Annotated in this window: 26 protein-coding genes; 13 read left to right on the forward strand and 13 right to left on the reverse strand. The window is 42.2% G+C overall.

Going from position 1 to position 26,612, the window contains the following annotated elements; all coding sequences use genetic code 11:
* Positions 1-294: 294 nt before the first annotated feature.
* The 8 genes from IE222_RS25010 (at position 295) to IE222_RS26795 (ending at position 7,126) form a co-directional block, all read left to right on the forward strand.
* On the forward strand, positions 295-1,578 hold the full coding sequence (locus IE222_RS25010; RefSeq protein ID WP_370465089.1) for a cation:dicarboxylate symporter family transporter: 1,284 nt from the start codon (positions 295-297) through the stop codon (positions 1,576-1,578).
* Positions 1,579-1,686: 108 nt separating this feature from the next.
* Positions 1,687-2,100 (forward strand): hypothetical protein, encoded by a 414-nt coding sequence (locus IE222_RS25015; RefSeq protein WP_191277108.1) that lies wholly within the window; start codon positions 1,687-1,689, stop codon positions 2,098-2,100.
* Positions 2,101-2,196: 96 nt separating this feature from the next.
* The gene (locus IE222_RS25020) at positions 2,197-3,204 is read left to right on the forward strand and encodes a TIR domain-containing protein (protein WP_191277109.1); all 1,008 of its coding nucleotides are present in this window, start codon (positions 2,197-2,199) and stop codon (positions 3,202-3,204) included.
* On the forward strand, positions 3,201-3,371 hold the full coding sequence (locus IE222_RS25025; RefSeq protein ID WP_191277110.1) for a hypothetical protein: 171 nt from the start codon (positions 3,201-3,203) through the stop codon (positions 3,369-3,371). The genes IE222_RS25020 and IE222_RS25025 overlap by 4 nt, the downstream gene beginning before the upstream one ends.
* A gap of 172 nt (positions 3,372-3,543) precedes the next feature.
* Positions 3,544-4,056: a CBO0543 family protein gene (locus tag IE222_RS25030; RefSeq protein ID WP_191277111.1), complete on the forward strand. Its 513-nt coding sequence runs from the start codon at positions 3,544-3,546 to the stop codon at positions 4,054-4,056.
* Positions 4,057-4,191: 135 nt separating this feature from the next.
* Positions 4,192-4,992: a carbon-nitrogen hydrolase family protein gene (locus IE222_RS25035; RefSeq protein WP_191277112.1), complete on the forward strand. Its 801-nt coding sequence runs from the start codon at positions 4,192-4,194 to the stop codon at positions 4,990-4,992.
* 401 nt (positions 4,993-5,393) lie between these two features.
* Positions 5,394-6,353, forward strand: a complete 960-nt coding sequence (locus IE222_RS26790; RefSeq protein ID WP_275671513.1) for an amidohydrolase — start codon at positions 5,394-5,396, stop codon at positions 6,351-6,353.
* Entirely contained in the window at positions 6,275-7,126 is an 852-nt protein-coding gene (locus IE222_RS26795; RefSeq protein WP_191277114.1) for an amidohydrolase, read from the forward strand. The genes IE222_RS26790 and IE222_RS26795 overlap by 79 nt, the downstream gene beginning before the upstream one ends.
* A 134-nt stretch (positions 7,127-7,260) precedes the next feature.
* On the opposite strand, the gene IE222_RS25050 is transcribed toward IE222_RS26795, so the two are convergent.
* Positions 7,261-7,701 carry a YtoQ family protein gene (locus IE222_RS25050; protein ID WP_191277115.1) on the reverse strand — a complete coding sequence of 147 codons (441 nt, stop codon included), beginning with the start codon at positions 7,699-7,701 and terminating at the stop codon, positions 7,261-7,263.
* A gap of 361 nt (positions 7,702-8,062) precedes the next feature.
* On the opposite strand from IE222_RS25050, the gene IE222_RS25055 reads away from it, so the two are divergent.
* A complete protein-coding gene (locus IE222_RS25055; protein WP_223282881.1) occupies positions 8,063-9,049 on the forward strand; it encodes an MBL fold metallo-hydrolase in 987 nt (328 codons plus the stop codon).
* Between the two features lie 249 nt (positions 9,050-9,298).
* Here the strand turns inward: IE222_RS25055 and IE222_RS25065 are convergent, their stop codons facing one another.
* The 6 genes from IE222_RS25065 to IE222_RS25090 all read right to left on the reverse strand — a co-directional run bounded on the left by IE222_RS25065 (position 9,299) and on the right by IE222_RS25090 (position 17,116).
* Entirely contained in the window at positions 9,299-10,840 is a 1,542-nt protein-coding gene (locus IE222_RS25065; RefSeq protein ID WP_191277118.1) for an FAD-dependent oxidoreductase, read from the reverse strand.
* Positions 10,841-10,919: 79 nt separating this feature from the next.
* Positions 10,920-11,510, reverse strand: coding sequence for a cytochrome c3 family protein (locus tag IE222_RS25070; protein WP_191277119.1), 591 nt, complete (start codon positions 11,508-11,510; stop codon positions 10,920-10,922).
* An 18-nt stretch (positions 11,511-11,528) separates the two neighbouring features.
* Entirely contained in the window at positions 11,529-11,987 is a 459-nt protein-coding gene (locus tag IE222_RS25075; protein ID WP_191277120.1) for a cytochrome c3 family protein, read from the reverse strand.
* Positions 11,988-12,004: 17 nt separating this feature from the next.
* Positions 12,005-13,546: an FAD-binding protein gene (locus tag IE222_RS25080; RefSeq protein ID WP_191277121.1), complete on the reverse strand. Its 1,542-nt coding sequence runs from the start codon at positions 13,544-13,546 to the stop codon at positions 12,005-12,007.
* A 323-nt stretch (positions 13,547-13,869) separates the two neighbouring features.
* Positions 13,870-14,562, reverse strand: a complete 693-nt coding sequence (locus IE222_RS25085; protein WP_191277122.1) for a response regulator transcription factor — start codon at positions 14,560-14,562, stop codon at positions 13,870-13,872.
* Positions 14,534-17,116 carry an ATP-binding protein gene (locus tag IE222_RS25090; RefSeq protein ID WP_223282882.1) on the reverse strand — a complete coding sequence of 861 codons (2,583 nt, stop codon included), beginning with the start codon at positions 17,114-17,116 and terminating at the stop codon, positions 14,534-14,536. The genes IE222_RS25085 and IE222_RS25090 overlap by 29 nt, the downstream gene beginning before the upstream one ends.
* 249 nt (positions 17,117-17,365) lie before the next feature.
* Here IE222_RS25090 and IE222_RS25095 point away from each other — a divergent pair, with 249 nt between their 5' ends.
* Positions 17,366-17,785, forward strand: a complete 420-nt coding sequence (locus IE222_RS25095) for a hypothetical protein (RefSeq protein WP_191277124.1) — start codon at positions 17,366-17,368, stop codon at positions 17,783-17,785.
* Between the two features lie 178 nt (positions 17,786-17,963).
* Here the strand turns inward: IE222_RS25095 and IE222_RS25100 are convergent, their stop codons facing one another.
* From IE222_RS25100 to hutG, 5 genes are all read right to left on the reverse strand, one after another.
* Positions 17,964-18,779: an ABC transporter ATP-binding protein gene (locus IE222_RS25100; protein WP_223282883.1), complete on the reverse strand. Its 816-nt coding sequence runs from the start codon at positions 18,777-18,779 to the stop codon at positions 17,964-17,966.
* A gap of 3 nt (positions 18,780-18,782) precedes the next feature.
* Complete coding sequence (locus IE222_RS25105; protein WP_191277125.1) at positions 18,783-19,811, reverse strand: taurine ABC transporter substrate-binding protein; 1,029 nt, start codon at positions 19,809-19,811, stop codon at positions 18,783-18,785.
* A gap of 116 nt (positions 19,812-19,927) precedes the next feature.
* The gene (locus tag IE222_RS25110; protein ID WP_308435623.1) at positions 19,928-20,803 is read right to left on the reverse strand and encodes an ABC transporter permease; all 876 of its coding nucleotides are present in this window, start codon (positions 20,801-20,803) and stop codon (positions 19,928-19,930) included.
* A gap of 320 nt (positions 20,804-21,123) precedes the next feature.
* Positions 21,124-22,311 carry a sodium/glutamate symporter gene (gltS, locus tag IE222_RS25115; RefSeq protein WP_191277126.1) on the reverse strand — a complete coding sequence of 396 codons (1,188 nt, stop codon included), beginning with the start codon at positions 22,309-22,311 and terminating at the stop codon, positions 21,124-21,126.
* The gene (gene hutG, locus IE222_RS25120) at positions 22,286-23,272 is read right to left on the reverse strand and encodes a formimidoylglutamase (RefSeq protein ID WP_191277127.1); all 987 of its coding nucleotides are present in this window, start codon (positions 23,270-23,272) and stop codon (positions 22,286-22,288) included. The genes gltS and hutG overlap by 26 nt, the downstream gene beginning before the upstream one ends.
* Before the next feature lie 129 nt (positions 23,273-23,401).
* On the opposite strand from hutG, the gene IE222_RS25125 reads away from it, so the two are divergent.
* Entirely contained in the window at positions 23,402-24,283 is an 882-nt protein-coding gene (locus IE222_RS25125) for a LysR family transcriptional regulator (protein WP_191277128.1), read from the forward strand.
* Between the two features lie 29 nt (positions 24,284-24,312).
* Here IE222_RS25125 and IE222_RS25130 read toward each other — a convergent pair whose 3' ends face one another.
* The gene (locus IE222_RS25130) at positions 24,313-24,483 is read right to left on the reverse strand and encodes a hypothetical protein (RefSeq protein ID WP_223282884.1); all 171 of its coding nucleotides are present in this window, start codon (positions 24,481-24,483) and stop codon (positions 24,313-24,315) included.
* A gap of 57 nt (positions 24,484-24,540) precedes the next feature.
* Between IE222_RS25130 and IE222_RS25135 the strand changes: the two genes are divergently transcribed.
* Together IE222_RS25135 and IE222_RS25140 are read left to right on the forward strand one after the other, a co-directional pair.
* On the forward strand, positions 24,541-24,735 hold the full coding sequence (locus IE222_RS25135) for a hypothetical protein (protein ID WP_191277130.1): 195 nt from the start codon (positions 24,541-24,543) through the stop codon (positions 24,733-24,735).
* Positions 24,736-24,976: 241 nt separating this feature from the next.
* Positions 24,977-26,455 carry a bifunctional GNAT family N-acetyltransferase/carbon-nitrogen hydrolase family protein gene (locus tag IE222_RS25140; protein ID WP_191277131.1) on the forward strand — a complete coding sequence of 493 codons (1,479 nt, stop codon included), beginning with the start codon at positions 24,977-24,979 and terminating at the stop codon, positions 26,453-26,455.
* Positions 26,456-26,612 lie beyond the last annotated feature (157 nt).

Genomic DNA, 26,612 nt, shown 5'->3' on the forward strand with positions numbered 1-26,612 from the left:
AAGCGTGTTGCATTGCCCAAAAAAGAGGAACCTCGATAAAAAAGGTCAAAGCAAGTGTGCTGCATTGCCCAAAAAAGAGGAAACTCGATAAAAAAGGTCAAAGGAAGCGTGCTGCATTGCCCGAATAAAATAAAAATCCACTAAAATGGTCAATTCAAACAAAGTCCGACGCCCTCCAAAAAAATTTTGAACAAACAAATGTCGGATTGTGTAGGATTTTATAGGTTGCCCTTATATTAATCTAAAAAGCTAGCCTTTAGGGGTTGGGAATATTGATAGAGGGGTGACTTGTAGATGAAATCCAAAATGAAAGCGGTTAAAATTTCATTGGCAGTTCAAATTCTGGCAGGCTTAATTCTAGGGATTATTGTCGGTGCGGTATTTTATGGGAATCCAGCGGTGGAAACTTACTTGCAGCCGTTAGGTACCATTTTTCTTAATATGATTAAAATGATTGTGGTCCCTATTATTATCTCCACGTTGATAATTGGTGTTGCCGGAACAGGTGACATTAAGCAATTAGGGAAGCTTGGCGGGAAAACGATCATTTATTTTGAAATCGTAACTACGATTGCAATTGTTGTCGGCTTAATGGCGGCGAATATTTTTAAACCTGGTGAAGGGGTAGACATGTCTCTACTCACCAAAGGGAATATTGACCAGTATGTAGAAACGACAGAACAAGTACAGCATAATGGCATGATGGATATTATTGTCGGGATTGTTCCAAAAAATGTAATCGAAGCGATGGCTGCTGGCAACATGCTATCGATCATCTTTTTCTCCGTTCTCTTCGGTTTAGGAGTAGCAGCGATTGGTGAAAAAGGTAAGCCGGTTCTTGCATTTTTTGAAGGCGTGGCAAGCGCGATGTTCTGGGTGACGAACCTGATCATGAAGTTTGCTCCGTTCGGTGTTTTCGGCTTAATGGGTGTCGCAGTTTCAAAATTTGGTGTGGCATCGTTAATTCCGCTTGGGAAATTAATGATTCTTGTGTATGCGACGATGTTATTTTTTATCGTCATTGTTCTTGGCGGCATTGCGAAATGGGCGGGCGTCAACATTTTTCACCTTGTTAAGGTGTTAAAGGATGAGCTGATTTTAGCCTATTCGACCTCCAGCTCCGAAACTGTATTGCCGAAGATCATTGAAAAAATGCAAAAGTTCGGCTGTCCGAGAGACATTGTTTCTTTTGTGGTTCCAACTGGGTATTCCTTCAACCTCGATGGCTCGACTTTGTACCAGGCACTTGCAGCGATTTTCATTGCACAGCTGTATGGCATTGATTTAAGTATTTCACAACAAATCACGCTGGTATTAGTATTAATGGTGACATCGAAGGGAATTGCTGGTGTACCGGGAGTATCCTTTGTTGTTCTGTTGGCAACGCTGGGAACAGTAGGTATCCCACTTGAAGGACTAGCCTTTATCGCTGGAATCGACCGCCTGCTTGACATGGCCCGTACTGTCGTTAACGTGATCGGCAACGCACTTGCGACGATTGTCATGTCCAAATGGGAAGGCCGCTTCGACACACTCAAAAAGACCAAATACCTCGCATCTATGCAGAAATCAGCATGATGGATCGGGACGGTCCTTGCGTTTCATTTAGAAACCCAAGGACCGTCCTTTTGTTTTATAATAAAGACACAGGCTGTTTCCTACATTTTCTAAATAGGGGGATGAAAAATGGACGATAATAGGGTGAGGCATTTGGAGATGATTCAAGGTGTGGTTAATCGGATGGGGCAGAACGCGTTTTTGTTGAAGGGGTGGACGGTTACGCTTGTTGCCGGCCTGTTTGTTTTTGCGAACACGCAGGATATCGATTATAAGTATGTGGCAATCGCATTACTGCCTGCGATTTTCTTTTGGCTGCTGGATGGGTATTTTTTATGGCAGGAGAGGCTGTTCAGAAAGCTTTATGATGCCGTCAGGAAACAAAATAACGAGACAGCTGCTGATTTTTCAATGGATGTGCGTCCCTTTTATGCGGATGTCCATTCGTGGTTACGTACTTGTTTTTCCATCACTTTGAGCCTGTTTTATCTTCCGACAATTGGAGTGATTGTCATAACATTGGTGTTGGTCTGGACAAAATAGTACTTTTGGCTTGTTTTCAGTCAAAGACAAGCTGTTATTCCAAAAAAAGGTTATAATAATAGTAAAGACTATGCGAAAAAATTTCTTGGAGGAATCATGACTCAGCTCAAACCAAAATTATTTATTGGATCTGCCAGAGAATCCGTTGAGTATGTTGATGCGATTCACGCTGGACTTACCGAAGTGGCTGAAGTTACTCCATGGACAGCTGGTGCGTTTCGCCCCTTAGAATATAATATGGAAACTCTCGAACGCCAATTAGATGAAAATGATTTTGCTGTATTTGTATTTTCACCGGATGATGTTGTAACTATTCGCGGTGCTATCACCTTTACAACAAGAGATAACACGTTGTTTGAAATGGGCCTATTCTGGGGAAGGTTAAGAAGAGGACGTGTTTTTTATATTATTCCGAATGCCATCCCCGAAAGCTCTGACGCATCAGGGTTTCATTTGCCTTCTGATTTAGACGGACTCAGTGTGCTACGGTATGAAATTCGGGGTGATCACAATTATGATGCGGCTGTGAATGTGGCGTGCCGGGCGATTAAAAGAAAAATCAATGAGTTAAGCTTTTATCAGGATCCAGCGAAGCTTTTAGCAGAAGCACAGGAAAATATGGAGAAGGATTATGCGTTAATTCGCATACTCCGGACGCTGTCGAAACGGCTTTTGGTTGATCCTTCTAAAAAGTTTGAATATCTGCAGGAAGCTGTGAGAAACGCGTATGCTGCTCCTGATGCATATTATGTAGAAGCGATTGGTGTTTGGAAGGCGGAGGGCAAGGATGGCCTGAGACAAATTGCCGGCAATGATGGTCAAGGAGAATTTTACCCCTTTAATATCAATGACAGCAGGGCAGATAATGAACGAATTATCGTCATCGACTGCTTTCTTCAAAGCACAGAGCTCGTTTTTCAAAAAAATAGTACGGCCTTTGATAATACGTATGTTTTATGTTATCCTATAGGGAACCAGTTAGTTCTAACGGTTGCAATCACAGGGAAAGGAACTTTGTGTCAAGAAGAGTTTGACTTTATCTTTCTCGATAATTACAACCTTTTAAGCACTATCAATACTATTTTTGGAGGTGCGCCGTCATGAGTAGAACTGTGGTCTTAAAATTAAACAAAAATTCGTATAAACTGGGTGAAGCGGTTGCTGGAATTAGAGCCGTCATCCCGACTAAATCCGGAAAAGAAGAATCCGGAAAAGTCATCTACAAACGAAAAGCAGACTATCACGAAGACCCATATAAGAAACGGGCTTAAATAGGAAGAGGCGGATTTTCCCCTCTTCTTTTGTTTTGGGAAAAAACATGGGTGCCCTTGCTTAAAGCATCATAAGGGAGGATAACAAATACCTTTCCCCTTCTTAAAAAGAGAATCCTTGCGTTTAATATTTACTTCCATTGGAAAAATATTTGTAAGGCGGTGATGGGGTTTGATAGCAATTGTTCTCTCGATAGTTTGGATTATAGCTGCCATCAAATATGGAGATCGTGAATGGAGAAAATATTATCCGTCCATGTTATTTGCTGCACTAGGGAATGCTTTATATGAAATACTCTGTTATAAATATCAAATGTGGCAAATGGAACCAAACGGGTTAGGGTATGCGATCATACCAATGCTGTTACTAATTTTAGTAGGAATGCCCTTGTCCACATGGGTGTTTTTGTCTAAATATCCCTTTAATAAGAGCTTTTATCATAAGGTTATTTATTTGTTCATTTTCATTGTACTATTCATTGTGCTTGAGTTTCTATCTGTGAAAATGGGGGCCATTACTTATCACCACGGCTGGCATCTCGGATGGTCGTTTCTTTTTGTGATCGTCATGTTCTTGGTCATACGGCTTCATTATACGAAACCGCTGCTCGCACTAATCATTTCATTACCGTTTACCATTATTCTATGCACGATTTTTGAAGTAACCTTGGATAAAATGAAGTAGAAAAAACGGGGACGGTTCTCTTGTTTCGTTAAGATGAAACAGGAAGAACTGTCCCCATGTTTCATAAAAAACGTTGGAATTTTGGTAACCTATATTACAATATAAGTAGAAGGGTTCTGAAGGGGGAGGAAAGTTGTGAGAGTTGCTACGGCTCAGTTACAAACTAGTACAGATAAGAAGGCGAATTTAGAAAAAGCGTTAAAATATATTACTAAAGCGAAAAGTTTAGGGGCGGACTTTGTTATTTTTCCTGAGTTTTATATGGTCTTAGCTACCCCGGGTTCTGGTGTGCTGCCGGCAGAAGCAGCGGAACCGTTGGATGGTCCGTTTGTTAGTGCGCTAACAAAAGCAGCGCAAGAGAATGATATTTACGTTGTTTGCGGTGTTTATGAATCCAAACCGGATGAGCTGAAGCGTGCCTATAATACCACGGTTTTCATTGACCGCTCCGGAAAAATTGTGCAGGCATATCGCAAGACGCATCTATACGACGCCTTTAAATTTAAGGAGTCCGATACAATTATTCCGGGGGATAATGAGTACCAAGTAGTGGAAACAGAGTTCGGAAAAATTGGCTTGCTGGTTTGTTACGAACTTCGCTTTCCGGAGATAGCACGGCAGTTAGTGCTTCAAGAAGCAGACGTCTTGTTTGTACCAGCGGGCTGGGTGTCTGGACCGATGAAAGAGGACCATTGGCAAACCCTTTTACGGGCTAGGGCCATCGAAAATACAGTATTTGTGTGTGGAGCCAACCTCGTCGGCAATATTTTCACAGGCCGCAGCATTACCGTTGACCCAATGGGCATTATCCTATCAAGCGGCAGCGAAGAAGAAGCCTTGATACTATCAGACATTGATCTAGATCGTACCGAGCGCGTGCGGGAAAAACTTCCAAGCGTCGCAAACCGCAGACCGGAATGCTATATTCCTAGATAACTTAGAAAGAATGAATAAAAAGGCTGCAAAGAACATGCTTCTTTGCAGCCTTTTTTATTTTTTAGAGGGTTTTCATTGGGATTTTTATTTTCATCCATACAGGGAAATACTTCCTATTGGTAATTTGAATTGAACATATTAAACATTCTTATGATTCTAGGAGGGAAAAACCCCATTTTTAATTATATAGTCCTATATAGTATTCAGAATATTTCGCATAAGATAATGATATTTGGTACGGACAACGTAAAGCTTATGAAGCTTTTTACAACATCATTTAGTAAGGGGGTGGTAACTTTCCAGCAAATATAGATGAAATGTTTATTTAGAACATCATCTGTGTATATGCATAAATCAAGGGGTGTATGGAAAGAAACTTAAATCAGAAAAGGGGTTTTTTCTTGAAAGGTAACTTTTTTTGCAAAAGAAACATGTTTATTCTCTCAATTGTGTTTATCCTTGCATTAGTAGGCTTTTCATCAGGTACGCTTCCAAAACATCTTGATCCGCTGGCACCTGACACGATTTACTTCAACGGAAAAGTTATCACCATGGATAAAAAGGCTGCTATTGCCGAAGCCGTTGCAGTAAAGGACGGCAAGATCCTTGCAGTAGGTTCAAATAAAGAGATTAGTAAGTTAAAAGGAAGCAAAACAAAAATCGTTGATTTGAAAAATAAAGTGTTGTTGCCGGGGTTCTATGATGCCCACAGCCATTTCCCGAGCTCGGGAATGGATGGGACTGTTCAAGTGAATTTAAATAGTCCGCCTGTGGGACCGATTAAAAATATTGATGATCTTATCCTTGCCCTGAAGGATCGAGCTATGGAAACCCATGAAGGCGAATGGGTTCTCGGGCGGGGGTATGACCAGACACTCCTAGCAGACAAGCGTCACCCGACGCGTGATGATTTGGACAAGGTATCAACGGAACTACCAGTCTACATCGCACATACTTCCGGGCATCTAGGAGTAGCCAATAGTGCTGCCCTTAAAATAGCGGGAATCACGAAAGATACTCCTAACCCGCCAGGTGGTGTCATTGTTAAAGATCCTAAGACAGGAGAACCGACAGGAGTATTAGAGGAATCTGCTAAGAATCTTGTAAGCCAGCATATTCCTGTTGTGACAGAAGAGGAAAATCTGACAGCGTTTAAAAAGGCTGTTCAGGATTATATCTCAAAAGGTGTAACGACCTCGATTGTTGCAGGTGTATATAAACAGGGTTTTATCGATTTACAAAGATATCAGAAGCAAGGCTTGCTTCCTTTTGGGTTACAGCCATGGGCGCTGGCTGGGGTGGTGTTATTTCGCCTGGTGAACCAGGCGGCTTTGTCACAGGTTTCGGCAGTGATATGTTAAAGCTTGGTCCTGTGAAGCTGTCTCACGATGGCTCCATTCAAGGTTACACTGGGTACTTGAGTAAACCGTACCATGTTCCGCCAGGGGATGACCCAACTTACCGGGGATATCCGGCGACAAGTCGTGAGGAATTAACAAAGCGGGTCGTAGAATTGCATAAGGCAGGATACCAAATTGCGATTCACGGTAACGGAGACGCCGCGATTGATGATATTCTATATGCTTACCGTAAAGCTCAGGAATTGTATCCGCGTAAAGATGCCCGTCATCGGATTGAGCATTCTCAGATGGCTAGATTAGATCAATTAGATGAAATGAAGAAACTAGGTGTTACCCCATCCTATTTTGTTTCACATACATTCTTCTGGGGGGATCAACACCGTGATCAATTCATGGGACCTGAACGGGCAGCTATGATGAGCCCGCTTAAATCATCCATTGATCGTGGGATAAAGTTCAGCATTCACCTTGATACACACATCACGCCAATGGATCCAATGCAGGCTGTATGGTCTGCTGTGAACCGAATTTCAAGAAGCGGCCAAGTCATTGGTCCAGATCAAAGAATCACACCGTTGCAGGCTCTTCGCGCAGTAACAAGTGATGCTGCATGGCAAAACTTTGAGGAAAATGAAAAAGGCTCCATAGAACAAGGGAAATTTGCCGACTTCGTTGTCCTCGAAGATGACCCGCTAACGATTGATCCTTTAAAAATTAAGGACATCAAAGTACTTAAGACAATTGTAAACGATAAGGTCATTTACGAAAAATAATGAAGCATGGGGCGGTTCTTCTACGGGATTCTTTCTGAATAAGAACAGGACAGAATGTTTTGCACTACTAGCACCGTCAATAAAACGTACTTCAAGGGGCAGGCTGATTTAGCCTGTCCCTTTGAAAATCCTAGCTATTCAAATATATAGCTAATCACATCTAAGGCTTGCTCAACTGTTTCCACGGTAGCATTCGCTTTATTGGATAGTTCTTTTAATGGATGAATTAACGATTCCGGTCTGATAATGATAGTAGGTTTGTTCAGTGCAATCGCCGTGCTGGCATCCATCGCTGTGTTCCACTGTTTATATTTTTCTCCAAATAAAGCAATGACAATGTCAGATTTCTGCATTAATACCTGTGTTCGAAAATTATTGATATCGGACGCGGCATCATCCTTATATACATTCCCCGGCTGCTTGCCTAAAATTTCTTCGCCGATTTGATCGGACCGGTCATGATTGGTCTGCGGTCCCACAAACACCAATGGAAGATTCTTCTCCTTTGCCTTCCTAGCTACTTCCCCCCGCCAATCATCATGAATTTGCCCAGCCAAATAAACAGTTAATTCCATTATGATACCTCCAATGTTAAAATATTCTAGCTCTATCATATACCATTATTTAGGTGTCATGGAGTTTTCTGCTCATGCGGGTTCCTGACACCACCGAATTCACTAGTGGCGGGTAAAATGGAAAAACTGACGGGTAAAATATCAAAAACAACGGGTAAATTCGAATTTTTGACGGGTAAACCATTTGAGTATACAGATGAGGGTATTGAAGGAGCCGAATGAATCTTCCTAACTAAACACCGGATAAGTTTTTCCAAAAATGCAGGAGCATGCATGATGCATGCCGAATTAAAAAAGATACAGTAGTGGAGGTTTAAGCTCAAAATCCCGGGCTCCTCATTCGTAAAAAAACATGTTTGGAGTGAAAAGTTTGATCCATCTAAAGAAAAATGGCTGTGAAGTGATTCCAATTATGGTACCAGTCGCTTCGTCATTGAAAACGATAAATTTTTTCTTATATAAAACAATCGATTCACTAATTCTCATTGATGCTGGTTACGACAACGATGAATGCTGGAATGCCCTGCAGGCAGCATTGAAAGAGCATGATCTGGGCACAAACGACATAACCCATATCCTGCTAACCCATCATCATATTGATCATGTCGGCTTGGTGAACCGAATACTGACCGACCGCTCGGTTCCTGTTTATGCCCATCCATTGTCAATCCCCCGTTTACAGAGGGACAATGACTTTTTAGAGATGCGGGTGAAGTTTTTTTCGAAACTTTATCAGGAAATGGGCTGCGGGGAGCAGGGGGAAAAACAAGTCGCCTATTTGAAGCGAGCACTGCAGAAAAATAGCTCGAAGAAGATTACCTATGATATTTATAAAATTGAAGGCAAGCAGCTGTTTGATTTTGACATCATTTATGTACCTGGTCATGCGCCCGATCAGATCGCTTTTTATCAAAAAGACTGTCAGTGGCTGTTTGGCGGTGATTTATTGCTAGAACATATTTCTAGCAATGCCTTAGTGGAACCGGATGCAGACGGTCAACGGATGCTGACACTATTTGAACATTATCAATCTTTAAATAGGGTCCACGATATAAACAAAGAGGCAGTTGTCTTTCCAGGTCACGGTCAGCTGATTGAAAACCACAAGGCCTTAATCCGCAAAAGGGTGGACGGAATCGAACGGAAAGCAGATAAATTTATGGCACTCATCGAATCCGGCATCACAACAGCAGCTGAAGTTGCAAAATCGTATTACAAAGAAACCTACATCAAGCAATTTTCCCTTGTCATGTCTGAGGTTATTGGCCATATGGATTATTTAGAAATGCAAGGGAGGGTTAGGAAAGAGATGATTGCCGGGGTGTGGCATTATAGCCCTGAATTGTAATGAAGATTGTTGGTTGTATGTTTTTACAGCTTAAGCACATAGTCTTTCTAAATAAGAGCATTCATTTGGGTGTATGGCATATTAAAGTAAATTTAGCAAAAGAAAGATCAATTTTGCAGCTGCATCAAACAAGCAAGAAATGCTCAGAGGCTGCAAGCCATCAGGCATTTCTTGCTCATACACCTATTTTGGGGCTTTACTAGAACCCTTTACTAGGCTTTGGGGAATCCCCAAGTGGCGAACGGACAATTAACTCTTCATCTTGAGTTTTACAGGTTTCATTGCCGAAACGTTATCACCTGAGATAAGACCGAAAGCTCCGCAATCCGGGACAGAGCAGGCGGTTAAGCGCATGGCCCCGTGCACGCCGCCAGTCGCTTCACCTGCAGCAAACAGCCCTTCAAAAGTTTCTCCGGTGGCACTGTTGATCATTTGTGCTTCTTTCGTGATCCGCACTCCGCCTGGCGTGTAGGTGCACTTTGGTGTTAAACGCATCGCATAAAAAGGTGCTTTCCTTAAGGCAGCTCCATTCATTTGGGAAAAATCTTTGCCAAACTCTTGATCGACACCGCTGTCTAGTGCTGCGTTATACTCATCGACCGCTTTTTGAAGAACCCTTGGATCATAACCGAAATATTTTGCAACCTCCTTTAGTGTTTGGAACTTGTACATTGTGCCTTCATAGCCATTTTTCGCTTCCATGCTCAGCTGAAATCGCTGTTTATCATGGAAGTTATCGGCTCCAGTTTGGTCGTAAATGAGCAGGGGAGCTTTTCCGTCAAATTTTTTCTTCTCTTTTAAAATGGTCATTCCAATCGTATTCCGGTTGCCAAATTCGTTTACAAACCGCTTCCCGTCAGGATTGATCAGCATTCCCCACATTAGATCCTCCGTTGGGATTGGGTAAGCTAAGCGGAATAACGATAAATTAACCGCTTGAGCTCCGTGAGACATCAGCATTTGCATTGTGCCTGATCGGGCCCCGGGATTGGCATCGCTATTGGTTTCTTCCAATATATCCGCTTCAGCCCCCAGCAGTTTTTTATCACGGCAGTATCCACCGCTCGCAAATACAATGCCTTTCTTGGCACCAATATATTTCACTGTTCCGGTTTTATTTTTTTTATCGTCATTCTGCGGATCGTCGAAGTCAAAATAGTAGTTTTCCCGAACCTTTAAGCCGACAGCGCGGCCATTTTCGAAGACGATATCGTCTACCTTGCAGCGTTTGCGCATCGTCAGGCGGTCCGCTAAATTTTCTCTTGCATACGCGTGCAGCGGCCTAATGACAAAGGCTCCACCGCCGGCCCAAACCGCCCGGGCAACAGAATGACCGCCTAACTGTTTGAATTCCTTAAAAACGACACCTCGGTCTTTGAGAAAATGATAAAAACGGGTGGTCATCCTTGCGACTGTCAGTGACAGCTCGGGATCACCGTAATCCTCTGAAACCTTTCTCATATCCTCAGCCATTAGCTCTGGGGTGTCTTTAATCCCGCGGGCTTTTTGCTCATCACTGCCGACGCAGGAAAAATTTAACCCGCTGATCAAAGAGGTTCCTCCCAAAATATTCATTTTATCGACAACCAGTACTTTGTTTCCGTGCTCCGCTGCGGTAATTGCTGAGGTAGTTCCGGCAAGTCCGCTTCCCACAACGATAATATCAAATACTTCATCAAACTCGGTATCGGTGTTTTCCTCAGCATCGACAAACGGTGCTATACTTGAAACTGAAAGGGCAGCTGCAGTAGCTGTGATTGCTCCAGTTTTTATAAAGGTCCGACGATCCATCGCTGATCCTCCTCTTAGGTTTTGGCTTTCTATCATTTGCTAAGTAAGTTGTAATGAAACACCAGATAACAACAAACACCTATTTTTCGTCTAGATATTTTTCCATATCGATTAGCTCCTTGCGCAATTCACCGTTATGGCCGACATCAATATGGCACGATGCGCACTCAATCGCTTGCTTTGAACCTTTTTTGCTTAAGTAATACGTATGCATTTTCTTGGCTTTTTCATTGTCTGTCGTTAATTTCCCGTTATCAATGTCCTGATGGCAGGAAATACAGCCGCTGGAATAAACAAAATCCTCGCGATTTTTCCGGTTTTTATAATAGTTTTCTTCGGAAAATTTACCTGCGAAATGCATGGCCACTTCCTTTGTGCCGCTGACAACTTTGGTTGCTAAATAGTCGACTTTGGAATCCTGCGGAAGATGGCAATTGGCACAATCGGCTTTAAATCCAACCCGGTTTGCGCCCCCGTGAATATCGCGCTCATAGGTTTTAACAAAGGTATTCATTTCATGACAGCTGCCGCAAAAGCTTGACTTGCCTGTTGCATGAATCACGTCAGTTGAAAATAAAGCAATCAGGATGGTGACAAACGCCGTTGCCAGCATAAGCGAGATAAACACGGCTTTTCCTTTCAAATACCCGCGTATCTTAAACTTTTTCATTTTGTTTCCCACCTTTCACTATGGAGTAGCTTTCATCCAAACTTTTGTGTCATGGCAGTTCGCACAGTAGTTGACCGATGGTTTGTGCTCCCGATGACAGCTGGCACAGTCCAATTCGTCCTTATGGTGGAACCCATCATGTGGATTGACTTCATTTTTATCTAAAAACGAGGTTCTTTCTGCCACTTTTTTGTAGTCCCCATGACAGGTTAAGCACTGCTTATTTTCCAAAGGGAGTACTTCCTTTGGATCTTTAAAATCTCCATGGCAGGTCACACAGTCAAAACCTAGTTTCTTATGTTGATCGTTTTTGGAGGGATAATCATTCTTGAGCTCAGATAGCTTGGAGGCAGAAAGGGTAGTTGCCGGCAAGACGACATCTGTCTTTTTACTTTGTTCTTTTGCATTCATGCCTTGATATAAAAAGGCAATACTTGCAATCATTATAATCCCGAGTACGATAAATAATTTTTTCAAGTTTGTTCGCCTCCTGCCTAGTTCAACTTAACTGCTTCCATTGCTGCAGCCTGTTCTCCTGCAATCATGCCGAATGTGCCGCAATCAAGTGTGCACATTCCTTCTAGTATTTGAGCACCGTGAACGCCTCCGACTGCTTCGCCGGCTGCAAATAATCCCGTAAATGGTTTACCGTCCGCCATTTTTAATACCCGTGCCTTCCGGTCGATTCGGAGTCCGCCCGTTGTGTAATTGAGTTCAGGTTCTATCTTCAGGACATAAAAGGGAGCTTTTTTTATTGCGGCTCCGTTCAAGTCTCCAGTCATTTTTAAAAACAATTCATCATTTTGGGCTTCAATTGTTTGATGATAGTCGGAAATCGTTTTTTTCAAGGCAGCAAACGGAATGCTATACGCATTGCTAAGCTGTTCAATGGAAGCGAATTTTTGCAGCTTTCCGGTCTTTAATGCGGCATCTCGTCTTTGTTTATCGGAGATCAGCTCAAAGCCGGTCTTGTCAAAAATACAAATTGGCGCTTTTCCGCCATTTTTATTTTTCGATTTAAACGCTATTCGCCCAAACTTATTGGGATTTCCTTCATCTACTATTCGGGCACCTGTTGCATCGACGATTAATCCATAATACATGTCACGTTCATACAATGGATAATCAAAATGATACAAGGAGGTATTTACTGGATGGGCCCCTTTTAAAATCATGGATCTGAGTAGTCCGGACGTTGAACCCGGATGAGCGGTGCTTGACATTTTCGATAGTCCGCCAAAATAGTTTGCTTCTCCGGCAATAAAGGTTTGATCATAGGCAAATCCGCCGTTTGCTAAAATGATGCCTTTTCTTGCCCCGTAAATTTTGATAATTCCTGAAGTGTTAACCCGGTCATCCTCATGGGTGTTGCTGCTTACGTATTGCTCTCTGACTTTAACTCCGACCACCCGTCCGGTTGCATCGGTCAGAACTTCATCAACTTTGACCTGCTTTCTAATATCACATTTCCCGCTTAAATAGGTGTGCATTTTTTCTAACACCTTTTTACCGCCGCCAGCGAGCCATAGAGTCCTTGGGACAGAATGACCTCTTAGTTCTTTAAGCTGTTGGAAAGTAACACCGAGTTTGTCCAACAGCTTGTAGAAGCGAATGCTATTTTGGGCCATTTCCGTTATAAGTTCAGGTGCACCGTAATTTTCTCCCACTTTCTGCAGGTCCTTGATCAGGATTTTAGGGGAGTCCTTGATCCCACTTCGTTTCTGTTCTGGACTGCCAGGGCAGGAAAAATGAAAATCATATTTTTGAGAGCTGCCGCCGAGATGGTTCATTTTCTCAGCCAGGAGAACCTTATTACCTTTTTCCACGGCGGTAATGGCTGCTGTTGATCCGGCCAAACCGCTTCCGACGACGATCACATCAAACACTTCATCAAATTTGAAGCTGCTTTGTGATCCTTTGACCTTTCTCGTTTCTTTTCCCAATGCATTTGGAGGCAGAAGTCCTCCTGCAGCTATGACAGCTAAGGCCATTGCACCCTGTTTTAATAATTCCAGGCGAGTTGTTTTTTCTTTCATAGTATTTGTCACCTCATTTGTGATTCCTTTCACAAAAAAATACTTCTTGTTCTGATCATAATAAAAACTACCTTACATCCTCATAACAGTTGTTGATAAAGACCTTACAAAAACATTACAGTCAAAAAGGTGACACAAAGTGTGTGGGATAAATCCTATTTAGTTGATTAGTAACATGATAATGTGCGATGAAAATACATAGATTTTTGGAAAGACATAGAAGCTGCTGGTAAAGCAGCTGCATGCTGAAGGTGATTTTTTAAGGAGGAACAAAAAAGCCGGCTTTACGGAGGAAAGTGTCCGTAATCCGGCTTCATCAATACTTATTCAATCATATAGCCAACACCTGGATAGGTGAAAATGTATTCGATCTTATTCTCGCTGTTTGCTTTTCTTAATTTTTGCCTCAGTCTGGCAATTGCAACCCGTAAGTAGTCTATATCATTGCGGTATTCAGAACCCCATATGTGGCTTAGCAGCTCTTCGTGGGTGATCACTTTCCCGCGATTATTGGCCAGATAGGAGAACAGCTTGTATTCCGTATTGGATACATCTGCTCTTTTGCCATCTACATAAATTCGTAGTTTGGCATAATCAATTTCTAGATTTTTTATTTTACAAGTGGTGGCAATTTCATCCGGCCTCAGCTGATTTCCCGTTCGTCTAAGGACGGCACGTATTCGGGCATACAATTCTTCTAACGTGAAAGGCTTCGTCATATAGTCATCCGAGCCTAAATCAAGCGCCGTTACTTTATCCCTTGCATCATGGCAGGCAGACAACATAATAACGGGAACATTTGAAAAACTGCGCAAGGCTTCCAATACCTCAAAACCATCTATCTCCGGCATTAAAATATCAAGCAGGATTAAATCCGGCATGATGCGGTCGTAGTTTTCGAGCATTTCATGCCCATTTGTGAACGTTTCGACTACATAGTCTTGGGTTCGTAAATTGGCGGAAACCAGTCGGATAATTTTTGGCTCGTCATCCACTATGACAATTTTTTGTTTCATTAAGAATCACCTGCTCTGCTTTTGGTATGACAATCGTAAACGTACTTCCTTTATTGATTTCACTTTCAACCTTTATATCCCATCCATGTGCATCGAGAATTCCTTTGCAAATCGCCAGGCCAAGACCTGTGCCTCCGGATTTTCGAGTTCGGGAAACATCTACATGGTAAAATTTTTCGAATATCTTTTTCTGATGTTCCGCCGCTATGCCAATTCCATTATCCTTAAAATCTATCCATATATTGTTCCGATCTTCGTGAATCCTTACGAGAATCGTTGGATTCATGCGACAGTAGCGAATGGCATTCGTGATTATATTTCTGATGACTTGATCTATCCGTTTAATATCAAAGAATAGAACCTGATCAGAGGCCGCCGTCTTTGTATATATGATTTTAGTACGATCATATGGCGGTTTCTTAAGCCCTTGAATAACGCCTTCGATAAAAGAACCGATTCTTGTCTGTTCTTTTATGAGTATAAGTGCATTGGAATCGATTTTGACAATATCAAGCCAATCACTCGTGAGCTGTTCGAGTCTTTTGACGTCGTCGGTCATGCCAAGCAGAATTTCCTCGATAAACGCTTCCTCCCACTCTACATCCTTACGTCTCAATGTTTCAATACTGCTGCTTAAGGTGGTGATCGGTGTTTTAAATTCATGGGAAGTAAACGAGATCAGCTGGTTTTTTAATAGATCCATTTCTTTTTCTTTTGTAATATCTTGTAAGACGAGCCCGAAGCCATAGTTTTCCTTCTCATGATGGATGGGAAATTTCGTGAGTGAGACATGCTTTTGCCTGCCGTTTTTCGTTTGGATTGAAAAATTTATGTGACCCTTTTGTCGAGCAAGAGCGGATAAAATTTGCTCGCTTTGCTGTTCGTCTGAAAAAGCGATCAGCGGCCATATTTCGGCTAACCTTTTATTGATAAGCTCTGTACGGCTAAGTTCAAGCGTTTTGATAAATAAATCGTTCACATAAGTAATTTCCATTTGCTTGGATACTAAGATAAAGCCATCATTCATATTTTCTGTGGCCGTTTTCAGGACCGCGTTTCGGTTGCGAAGATGGGATAGCAGCATGTCGTTGTATAGCACCATTCCTAATGACCCTGCGAAAACGTGAAGATATTCCTGATTAGGCACGTCGAGATTTCGCCCATCCTCAAACGTAATGAACAATATTCCGAGCCTTTTTTCCGTTACAGATACGGGAACGGAATAGCTGGCTAGAGGGAGCGGCACATACCTGCTGATATCGTTTTCTGCGATATAAGTAACGGTGGCCTGAAGGAGCTTCGACAGTTCCTTAAGCGTCACCGAAAGAAATTTTTCCAATTCTAGAATGGGCAGTGGCTGGTACATAAGCTTGTTAATGAGTTCGAGCTGTCGGTTTTTCAATACTAACCCTTTTGTCCGTTCCTCAATCTTCCTTTCCAAATCTTGATTCAGGAGGATCAGTTCTTCGCGATTTTGAAACACTTTTCTACCCATTTCATAGAATCGATGCAAAAGCAGGTTAAATTCCCGGGCACCGTTTAAAATTTGAATACGATCAAAGTTTGTTAACGAAAATGATTTTTCCTCGATGGCTGCTGAATAGTCAATTAATACGTTAATGGGCTCCAGCATCTTTCGTGACAACAGCCAAGAAAGGTATTGTGTAAATAGTAATGTCACGATCAAAACAATTCCAAGGAGAACGAAGGCACTCCGGATGCTTGCTGTTTTTGTAGCGGCAGGAATAGCCACATAGACCGTCCAGTCTAATGACGGGATGACTTCATAATGTAAATATTCGTAGCGATGATAAACTGATGAATAATATTCCCCGTCACTCTGGTTAAGTCCTGTTAAATGAAGCCGCTCCTTAAAGTTTTTTACATCATAATTTTTACTGATGAACGGCTGGACCGGGTGATAAATGATTTTATTCTCCTGGTCTTCGACTACAGGGTAGGCGCCAGTTCCGTAATCATAATCGGTAATCATAGTTGTTAAGGCTGTCAGATCAAGTGTTCCAAGGACATACCCTTGAAATTGATTTTTATAAAGTATGGGTGCTGCTATCATGATTAGTGGTTTTTTCGAATGCCGTCCTAACAGGATTGGCGTAACCATTGTTTGTTCTGTTGCTTTGATTTCCTTAAAATGGTCTCGATTGCTGATATCTTCTCCTATTATAAATTCACCAGCTTGACTGTTTTGAGGGTAGGCAGCGGTAATTTGTCCCTTACTGTTTCCAACGTATAATTCGATAAACCCAGGGAGCTTGGTTTTTCCTCCCTTAAGGAGCATGGTCATAAACTCACGATTGCTATTTTGCGATTGTGAGAGATTAAAGCTTATGGATTCAATATAGTTCCTATGAAAATTCACATAGGTTTCAACCGATTCTGCCAGGCGCTGTGTGGCATACTTCTGGTTTTTGGCAGTCTGATTGATGAAATCGGTGATTTCAATACTATGAAATATCCCCAATATTCCCAGGGGAACGATGGATATAATAATAAAAAGTAATGATAGCTGTTTTTTAATTGTCATGTTCTTCATGGCTTGGTTCCTTTTCGCTTTTTTCGCCGTTTTAAAGCTTCCTCTTATCATTAGTGTAAATGAAAAACAGCAGGTTAAATTACTCGTACCTTGAACAGATTTTGAATTTTTTAAAGCGGGTTGTTTAAAAGATTCATAAAATAGATACTAGCTAGTTTAGAAAATGGTGCTTTCCCATTGTATAATCTTTTTATAGAAGTTATGGGTGGTTTGATTACAGTATATGGGAAGTGAAGGAGGGAGGAGAGGATGAGGTTTCAGCCGCATTTGAAGAAAAATATTAATTTTTTATTAGCAATGACAGGATTACTGGCTGCTTATTTCATCGGTGTTTCCTTCTGGAACAATTCAGACGGGGGCGTGACGACTTATGAGGAGTATTTACAAGCGATTAAGGAACCTTATGAACTCCTTTATAAGAATCTACAAGCACTCCCGGAGAACCCAACAGCGGAAGAAGTCTATCAAATTTATGATCAATTTGAAGAAGACCTTCATCACATTAAGATCGCTTACAATGCCGATAGAACAGTGGAAGAAAACTACAATGAGCTGCTCGCCTTGCCCAATACTTTTAGACAAGACTACAAACACTCGGCCTACAAATACTCCACCCTCATCGGCCAAAAAAGTCACGTAAAAATGATCCTTGATTATATAAGAAAGTGAAGCAGGAGAATCGATTCACTAAAAAAGGAAGTTTAATCTTGGACTGAAAAAGAGAATACGGTAACACTTGGACAATTTCGGTACATGAGCTGCCAGGGAAAAAGAACAATAAAACACCGCTTGATTCCTAAGATTCAAGCGGTGTTTTGGGTTAAAGCATTATTATGATCTAATGGTGTTAGGAAGAAATCAGACTAATAATCTCTTCGCGTTTTTTGACGAAGTCAGGTTCGGTGCGATGCATGCGGCTTTTGCCCTCTTCAATTCTGTAAGGCAGGTCGCTGTACAATTCTTTGACGATGCGGCCAGGGCGTGATGACAGGACGATGATGTGGGAGCCTAGGAGCAGGGCCTCTTCCACGTCATGGGTAATGAAGAAAATCGTTTTATGCGTTTCCTTCCATATTTTTCGAATGTTATCCTGCATTTGTTCTTTGGTCATGGCGTCTAATGCACCAAATGGTTCATCCATCAGAACAATGCGCGGATCATTCGCCAAAACACGGGCGATGGATGCGCGCTGCTTCATCCCGCCGGAAAGCTCATATGATTTTGCTTTTTTAAATTGGGAGAGGCCGACCATTTCTAAATAATGATCGACAATTTCCTGCCGTTCTTTAGGCGGCACTTTTCTCATTTTTAACCCAAATCCGACATTCTCTTCAATATTCAACCACGGATACAGCATTTGCTGCTGGAACACAACCCCCCGGTGCCGGTCGGGTTTGGGCGAAATCGGCTTGTTGTCTAGCAGCACCTCACCGGATGTCGCTTGGTGGAAGCCTGCCAAAATGCGCAATAACGTTGTTTTCCCGCATCCGGAAGGGCCTAATACACAAACGAAGCTGCCTTCTTTGATTTGTAGATTAATATTTTGCAGCGCCGTCACAACCTGCTTATCCGTTTGATACGTTAAGCCGACATTATTGATGGAAATGACCGTCGATTCAGGCGCGGTTTCACTAAAAGCATGACTCGTATTAATGGGGCTCACCTCCTAATCCTGTTGCAGAAATTGCGGCGCAAGGGCATCTTCATAGGCTTTCAGATCTGGTACGGTTTGAATCGCCTTTTGTGTTTTTAAAAATTCTGCCGTATCTTTTAACGCTTTAGCGAAGGCTCCTTTTTTATCAGGAGTTCCAAGATACTCATCAGAGGCCTGTTCCTTGGCATCAAGCCAGATTAATTGATCCATGAAGAAGGCCGCATCTTCTTTTGATACATTTAACTCATTTTTCATCGCGTCAGCCGCTTCGTCTTTTGAGGAACGATATAATCCTACGGCTTCATCTAATATTTTAATATATTGCTTTAACACATCTGGATGTTTCCCAATAAAGTCGCTTGTTGCAATCCCGACATCAGCGGTTACAATACCGTCTTTGGCAAGGTCACGGCTCGTTAAAACAATGTTGCCGTCTTTCGCCATTTCACCTAATGTTGGATACCAGACATAACCGCCGTCAATTTGTCCTTGTTTCCACGCGGCTAACATGTCAGCTGGCTTCATATCTAGGATGGTGACTTTGTTTTGGTCAATGCCTTTTAATTTCATCGCAGATAGTAAGCTGTAATGCGTTGTTGAACCGAAGGAGACGGCGATTTTTTTACCGACAATATCTTCAAGAGATTTAATGCCGCTGTCTTTTTTGACAACTAATGCCTCATTATCGCCGATGACATCGTGAAGCCAAACGACTTTGTACGGTAACTTTTGTGCTACACCGGACGCAACGGAGCTAGAGCCAATCAGGCCGACATCAATCTCGCCTGCCGCCATGGCGGTGTTTACATCAACAGCTGCTTCAAACTGATGCAGTTTTACCGTCACCCCTTCGAATTTTTCCTCAAACATTTTAGTAGCTTTTGCCAGCAGCTCGGCATTTGGAATGACTTGATAGCCGATCCGGAACTCAATTTTACCATCAGCTGGTTTTGAGTTTGTTTTACTGCCGCAGGCGGTAATCATCAATAATGTAAAAACCGCCATCACACTCATAAGCCATTTCCATTTTCTGTTTCTCATCCATTTACCCCCATTTTTTTTAGCTAAACAGAATTTATATCAAAAGTTCTGACGCCTAAATTCAACTACGTCTCTGCCTACGTCCTTGACGGACTCGCCAAATGACAAGTTTTCATCTAATTTTTGCCCTTCCATGGTATGACTTTGTCTTCAATGATACGAAGGATTCGGTCCAGTAAAATGCCTGTTACGCCCATTAAAATAATCCCGACGTACATAATATCGCTTCGTAAATATTTGCTGGCATCGAGCACTAACCAGCCGATTCCTGAGACAGCGGCAACCATTTCAGAGGCAACTAGTGTTGTATAGGCAAATCCAATCGCTGTTCGCATCCCGGTGAATATTTCCGGTAAACAGGATGGGAAAATAACATAACGGAACGTTTGCCATTTATTTGCACCTAAAGAAGCAGCAGAATGGATCCGATCCTCCAGGACACCTTTTACACCAGATACGGCCGCAATATACATCGGAGCAAACGCAGCAAGATATAATAAGGCAACCTTTGAAAGGTCTCCAATTCCAAACCATAATATTAAGAGTGTGTAGTATGACAATGGTGGTAAGGGACGATAAAATTCCAAGATGGGGTCTAATGCAGCTCGTACTTTTGATGAATAACCACTAATTAATCCTAATGGAACGGCTGTAATTAATGCGAAGAAGAAGGCGATTGATAATCTGTATAGACTGTCTAAAAGATGAAATAATAAACTATTTCCTTTATAACCGTTAACAAGTAAATCGGTAAAGGCAGCCCACGTTTTTGCTGGTGAAGGAATAAAGACTTCTGAGAAGATATTGAGTTTGGTTATGATGAACCATAGTAAAAATATGGCCACGACCGAACTCCACATAATGCCTGTTTCCTGTGGAATCTTCCACTTTCTCTTTCTCGGTGTGACAGCTTGTACCTGTTCTCGAGGCGCAAGGTTGTCATACAGCGGAAGGGCATCCTGCTCCACTTTTTTATTCGTGTTTCCATTCATAAATGCACACCACTCTCCCTTAATATACATTGCTACTTATCTTACTGGTTGGAATTCCCCAAAGCTAGTAAGGAAGTATTGGATATAAATCGTATTATATTAGGTACAAAGAAGGTCGTCAATATATTTCGAAAATTATGATTATTTATAATATCCATATGCCCTATAAGTAAATTTGATGAATGGTTTGTGGATGAAACATGTGGAGGGTGGTTTTTCCTGATTATTCCTGAAGAGGTTGGGTGAGAGGAGTCACTTGTAAAAAAGAAGGCTTGATTTCCCGTGGATGATAACAGGGACAATCAAGCCTTCACACTTCATTATTTAAACAAATTAATAGTAGTAATAATGATCGGCATGCCGAATACGTCGATTAAGAAAGCTCCTACGATTGGTACGACGAGGTACGCTTTTCGTGATGGGCCGAACCGTGCTGTTACAGCGGCCATGTTGGCCATTGCGTTTGGTGTCGCGCCAAGTCCGTGTCCGGTAAAGCCTGCTACCATGACAGCGGCATCATAGTCTTTACCAAGCAGTCGGAATAGAACGAATGTACCGAATAGGACGATAAAAACAACTTGTACAAATACGATGACAAGCATTGGCAGTGCGAGGTCAGCGACTTCCCATAGCTTGATGCTCATTAGGGCCATAGAAAGGAAAATTCCCAGCGTTACATCGCCAATTAGGTTGATGCTCTTCATGTCGATTGCTTTAGGATTGAACTTGTCCACAATGTTACGAAGGATGACCGCGACAAACATCGCACCGACATAGCTTGGCAGTACAAAGCCGGTAGCTGTTGAGAACAGCTCTCCTAAATACGTTCCTAATGCCATACAGAATGTAATCATGAGTACTTGAAGGAAAAACGTATCTGTTTTAATGGATTCAACTTTTTCTTCTAGACCATCCGCGACTTCTTCTGTTTCCGTAGGTTTAAGATCGTACTTTGCAACTAAATATTTAACGATCGGTCCGCCAACCAAACCGCCTGCAACAAGGCCAAAGGTCGCAGCAGCAATTCCGATGGATAATGCAGAGTTGATGCCCATGTCTTCAAGGGTTTGTCCAAAGGCACCGGCAGCGCCATGGCCGCCTTCCATTGACACGGCACCGGCCATCATACCAATCAGCGGGTGAATGCCGAATAGTGATGCAAGCGAAACGCCAATTACGTTTTGCATCAGTGCTAAGAAGCCGCAGGCAATCCAGTAAATCACAAGCAGTTTTCCGCCTAGTTTGACGAGCTTAAAGCTGGCACCTAACCCGATTGTGGTGAAAAAGGTAAGCATGAATAAGCTTTGGAGAGATGTATCTAAGGTAATTTGCAGCAGGCCAGTCGCCTTTAGGACTGTTGCAATAATCGCAAACAACAGTCCACCGACTACTGGAGCAGGAATGCAGAACTTTTGCAGAAATCCAAATCTTTTTACAAAAAATGTTCCTAAAACTAATAATGCAACAGCTAAAAAAATCGTATTAACTTGATTCAATGCTAGCGTCATCTTGGTGTCCTCCTAAAAATGTCATAATGGCCTCGTTAGTTAAATAGGCTCCTAATTTTACGGTTCTACCGTTTTCATCTAAAGCTGGGTTGACTTCACAAATATCAAAGGAAAGGGTTTTGGGATGGGATACCACTGCACGGATTAGAGTTCGTACAACCATTGGCGTTAGACCAAACGGTGACGGTGCGCTGACTCCCGGTGCAAAGGCTGCGTTTAACACATCGGTACAAAGTGTAAGCATGACATAATCATGTTTTTCGATAAATTCGTTCAATTCGTCAAGGATCTTGTCCATTCGACTGTCGGTCATATCTTCTTCGTAAATATATGTGGCGCCGAGCTCATCTGCGGTATCAAACAGCTCCTGAGTATTGCCAAAACGCTGGATGCCGAGTACAAAATAATCGCTGTTTTCGTCATGTTCTAGTATCTGCTTAAACATCGTTCCTGATGAAGGCTGAATATCATAGGAACGTAAATCGAAATGCGCATCAATGTTAATAATTCCAAGCGTTGCCTCTTTGCCAATATGCTTCCGGACGCCTAAATAATGCCCGTACAGTGTCTCATGTCCGCCGCCTAATATAATCGGGGTAACGGATTTTGAAAAAATGCCAGCAACCGCTGTACCCAATGCCTCCTGAGCTTTTTCAAGTTCATCATTTTGACACATAATATTCCCTGTGTCGATCAACCGGCTGCCTTCTTGCAGTTTCCAAGGCAGGCTTGCAAGCGCTTGCCGAATAGCGTTTGGCGCTTTTGCGGCACCTAAACGGCCTTGATTGCGTCTTACACCTTCCTCACATTCAAATCCAATAAGGGCACAAGCTTTCCCAGGGGAAGGCTCTAATTTTTCAGAGTCAATCAATTCAACGATTTGATGGTAGCGAAAACTGCTTCTTCTCTCTGTATGGTCCGTTCTACCGGTCCATAGATCTGGTGAAATGTTTTGTCTCACGCTCTCTCATCCTTTCTGAATCTTTTAAATGATTCGTACTTTAATTTTATACTGATATACTTATAATATCTAATATATAATTTGAATGAATTTATAGTTCCAAACTATAAACAGATGGGGTGATTTTTGTTGGATATTAAAACTTTACGCTATTTTGTGACCGTTGCGGACCAGTTGAGTTACTCCAAAGCCGCGCAATTACTGCATATTTCACAGCCTTCGTTAAGCAATGCAATTAAAAATTTAGAGCTTGAAGTCGGTTCGCCGCTGCTGGAAAGAAATACAAGAAATGTCGAATTAACCGATGCTGGAAAAATTTTATACAAAAAAGCAGTGGCGCTTCTTTCGCAAATGAACATTCTGAAAAAGGAGATGGATGAGGTCAAACTTTCGGGAAGCGGTGTTCTTCATATTGGAATGATTGAGTCGATCAAACATTGGCTGCCAAAAGTACTCCGTGAGTACCATGAACGTTTTCCTTCTATTAATATTAAGCTGATGGAGGTCTTAAGCGGCAAGGACGTGAAGGATTCCCTGAGGAATTATTCTTCCCACTTAATTATCACAAACCAGTATGTTTTTGAAGAAGATATCGAATCCTACCCGTTATATCATGAACGATTAGTATTGGTTTTGCCGAAGGATCACCCCTTGTCCGAAAAGGATTCGATTGCGGTCAAAGAACTGGAAAACGAACCATTTATCATTTGTACGGAAGGCTTTCAGACAAGGGAGGATATTTTAGAAGCATTTCGACTCGAGCAGGCGACGCCCAAACTAAAATACGAAATCGAGCGTTTTGAAACTGCCCTATCATTAGTAAGAGAAAACCTTGGAATTACCATCATCCCTGAAAACTATTTATTTGGACCAAAAGATGAGTCTGTTATTTGGAAAACGCTAGATTCCCCCGCATTGGAGCGGACAGTATACGTTACCTACTTAAAAAGCCGCTATCTTGCACCTGCCATCCAAACATTCATAGAAGATGTCCGGCGGTATTTTGGTTAGGAATGGGAGGCGTGGGCGATTCTTGTGGATCATTTTCGCGGGTGAGAGGAAAGTGGTACTAAACCAGCTGCTGTCGGGGCAGGTTCAGGTGATAATCTCGTACTATTCTCTCTTTGGAGAAGCTGCAAGTCAAAAATTAAGTGCTCATTTTTTTCCGATACCTCAGGACTAATAGAAATTTTCATAGAATAATTTACCAAAAGGAGGAATTCCTCCTTTCCTGTCGAATTAGTAATAAAAGGAAGGAGGTGCCAATTATGGATATTACAAAATTTATGATGGTTAAATCCTCTATCGAAATGCCAAAGGAACAAGTCATCCACGATTTAGCTTTACTAATGGTAAAATCTAAAATGGAAACTGGTTCGATCAAATCTCATAGCGATATTTTGGCAACTTATGCTTCTGAAGTTCATTTTATGAAAACAATTGTTGAAGATTACATTGATTAATTATAATTAATAAAAATCCCGACTGTTAATCAGCCGGGATTTTTTATTTTTTTTTACAGCCTTTTTATGTAATTTAAGAGACCCTGTTGGGACAGTGTTCCCCCTTAAATTGCATAGAAATATCTAACATAAACGATATGGATTAAAGACATTCTATTAGAGATAACATTTACTTGCTTAGGAAATATTCCTTTGTCAACAAAGAGACATTAATAGGCAAAGAGTATAGGGGCGTGGGTGCGTGTCGAATACAGATATGTCAAAATACGAGAAAAAAATTATCATCCGCAACATCCGTGTGGAGGATATTGATAACATTATTGCTTTAGGTAAAATTTGCTTTCCAAATATGGAGCCTTGGAAGCGGGAGCAATTGCTAAGCCATATTCGTATTTTTCCTGAGGGTCAATTCTGTGTAGAATATGAGGACAAGATTGTCGGATCCTGTTCCAGTCTGATTGTCAACTTTGACGAATATAACGATCAGCATACGTGGGACAGTATCACAGACAATGGGTATATCACCAATCACGACCCCGATGGCTTTAATTTATATGGGATTGAGGTCATGGTGGATCCAGCATACCGCCGGATGAAGCTAGGGCACCGTCTTTATGAGGCACGTAAAGATTTGGCGGTCCGCTTAAATCTTGAAAGTATTATTATTGGCGGGCGCATTCCGAATTATCACAAGTATAAGGACCAAATGACAGCCCGGGAGTATGTGAGAGCCGTAGAACTGCACAGCATTTATGATCCTGTTTTGTCCTTCCAGCTGCTGCAGGGCTTTACCATCAAACGGCTCAACACACAATACCTTCCGGATGATAAGGCATCTGCCTCGATGGCGACGTTGATGGAATGGAATAATGTTGACTATCGCCCCAAGAACAAGCGCATTTATCGGACTGCCTTTCCCGTTAGAATATGCGTTGTCCAGTATATGATGAAAAAAATAGATTCGTTTCAGGACTTCACCCGACAGGTCGAGTACTATGTGGGTGTCGCTGCTGATTTCGAAACAGATTTCGCCGTGTTCCCGGAGATTTTCACCACCCAATTGATGTCATACCTTGAAGAAAAACGGCCGGATCGGGCCGTTCGCCGGCTTGCTACGTATACGGATCAATATATTGAATTGTTTACCGAGCTCGCTGTGCGCTATAACATTAACATTGTCGGCGGATCCCATTTTGTTGAGGAGAATGGGAATGTGTACAATGTTGCTTTTCTTTTCCGCCGCGACGGCACGATTGAGAAGCAGTATAAAATTCATGTCACACACAATGAACGGAAATGGTGGGGGATTGCAGAGGGAAGCGAGCTTCAGGTGTTCGACACCGATTGCGGAAAAATCGCGATTCAAGTCTCCTATGATATTGAGTTTCCCGAGCTTGCCAGGCTTGCGGTCGAGCTGGGAGCAAACATTATCTTTGTCCCGTTTTGTACGGAGGATCGCCAGGGTTACCTGCGGGTTCGATATTGTGCCCAAGCCAGGTCTATCGAGAACAATGTATATACCTGCATTGCCGGCACTGTAGGCAATTTAACACATGTCGAGAACATGGATGTCCAATACGCCCAGTCGGCAATCTTTTCACCCTCAGATTTCGAATTTGCCAGAGACGGGATCGTTGGCGAGTGCGACGCCAACGTTGACACCGTTGTCGTAGGCGAAGTAGACCTTGAAAAACTAAGACGTGCCAGGAAAAAGCGGTGAGATACGGGAGACGGTTTGAAATTGCTGAAAAAGTTACGGCGAGTGCACATTGGAGCGTCCAATGAACGCGAGAGCCAGGGAAGTCGCCGCAGAAGTGCACATTGAATCGTCTAATGAACGTGTAAGCAAGGAAAAGCACGGATGAAGTGCACATTGG

This window comes from Neobacillus kokaensis (genome assembly GCF_014656545.1).
Lineage (GTDB): Bacteria > Bacillota > Bacilli > Bacillales > Cytobacillaceae > Neobacillus > Neobacillus kokaensis.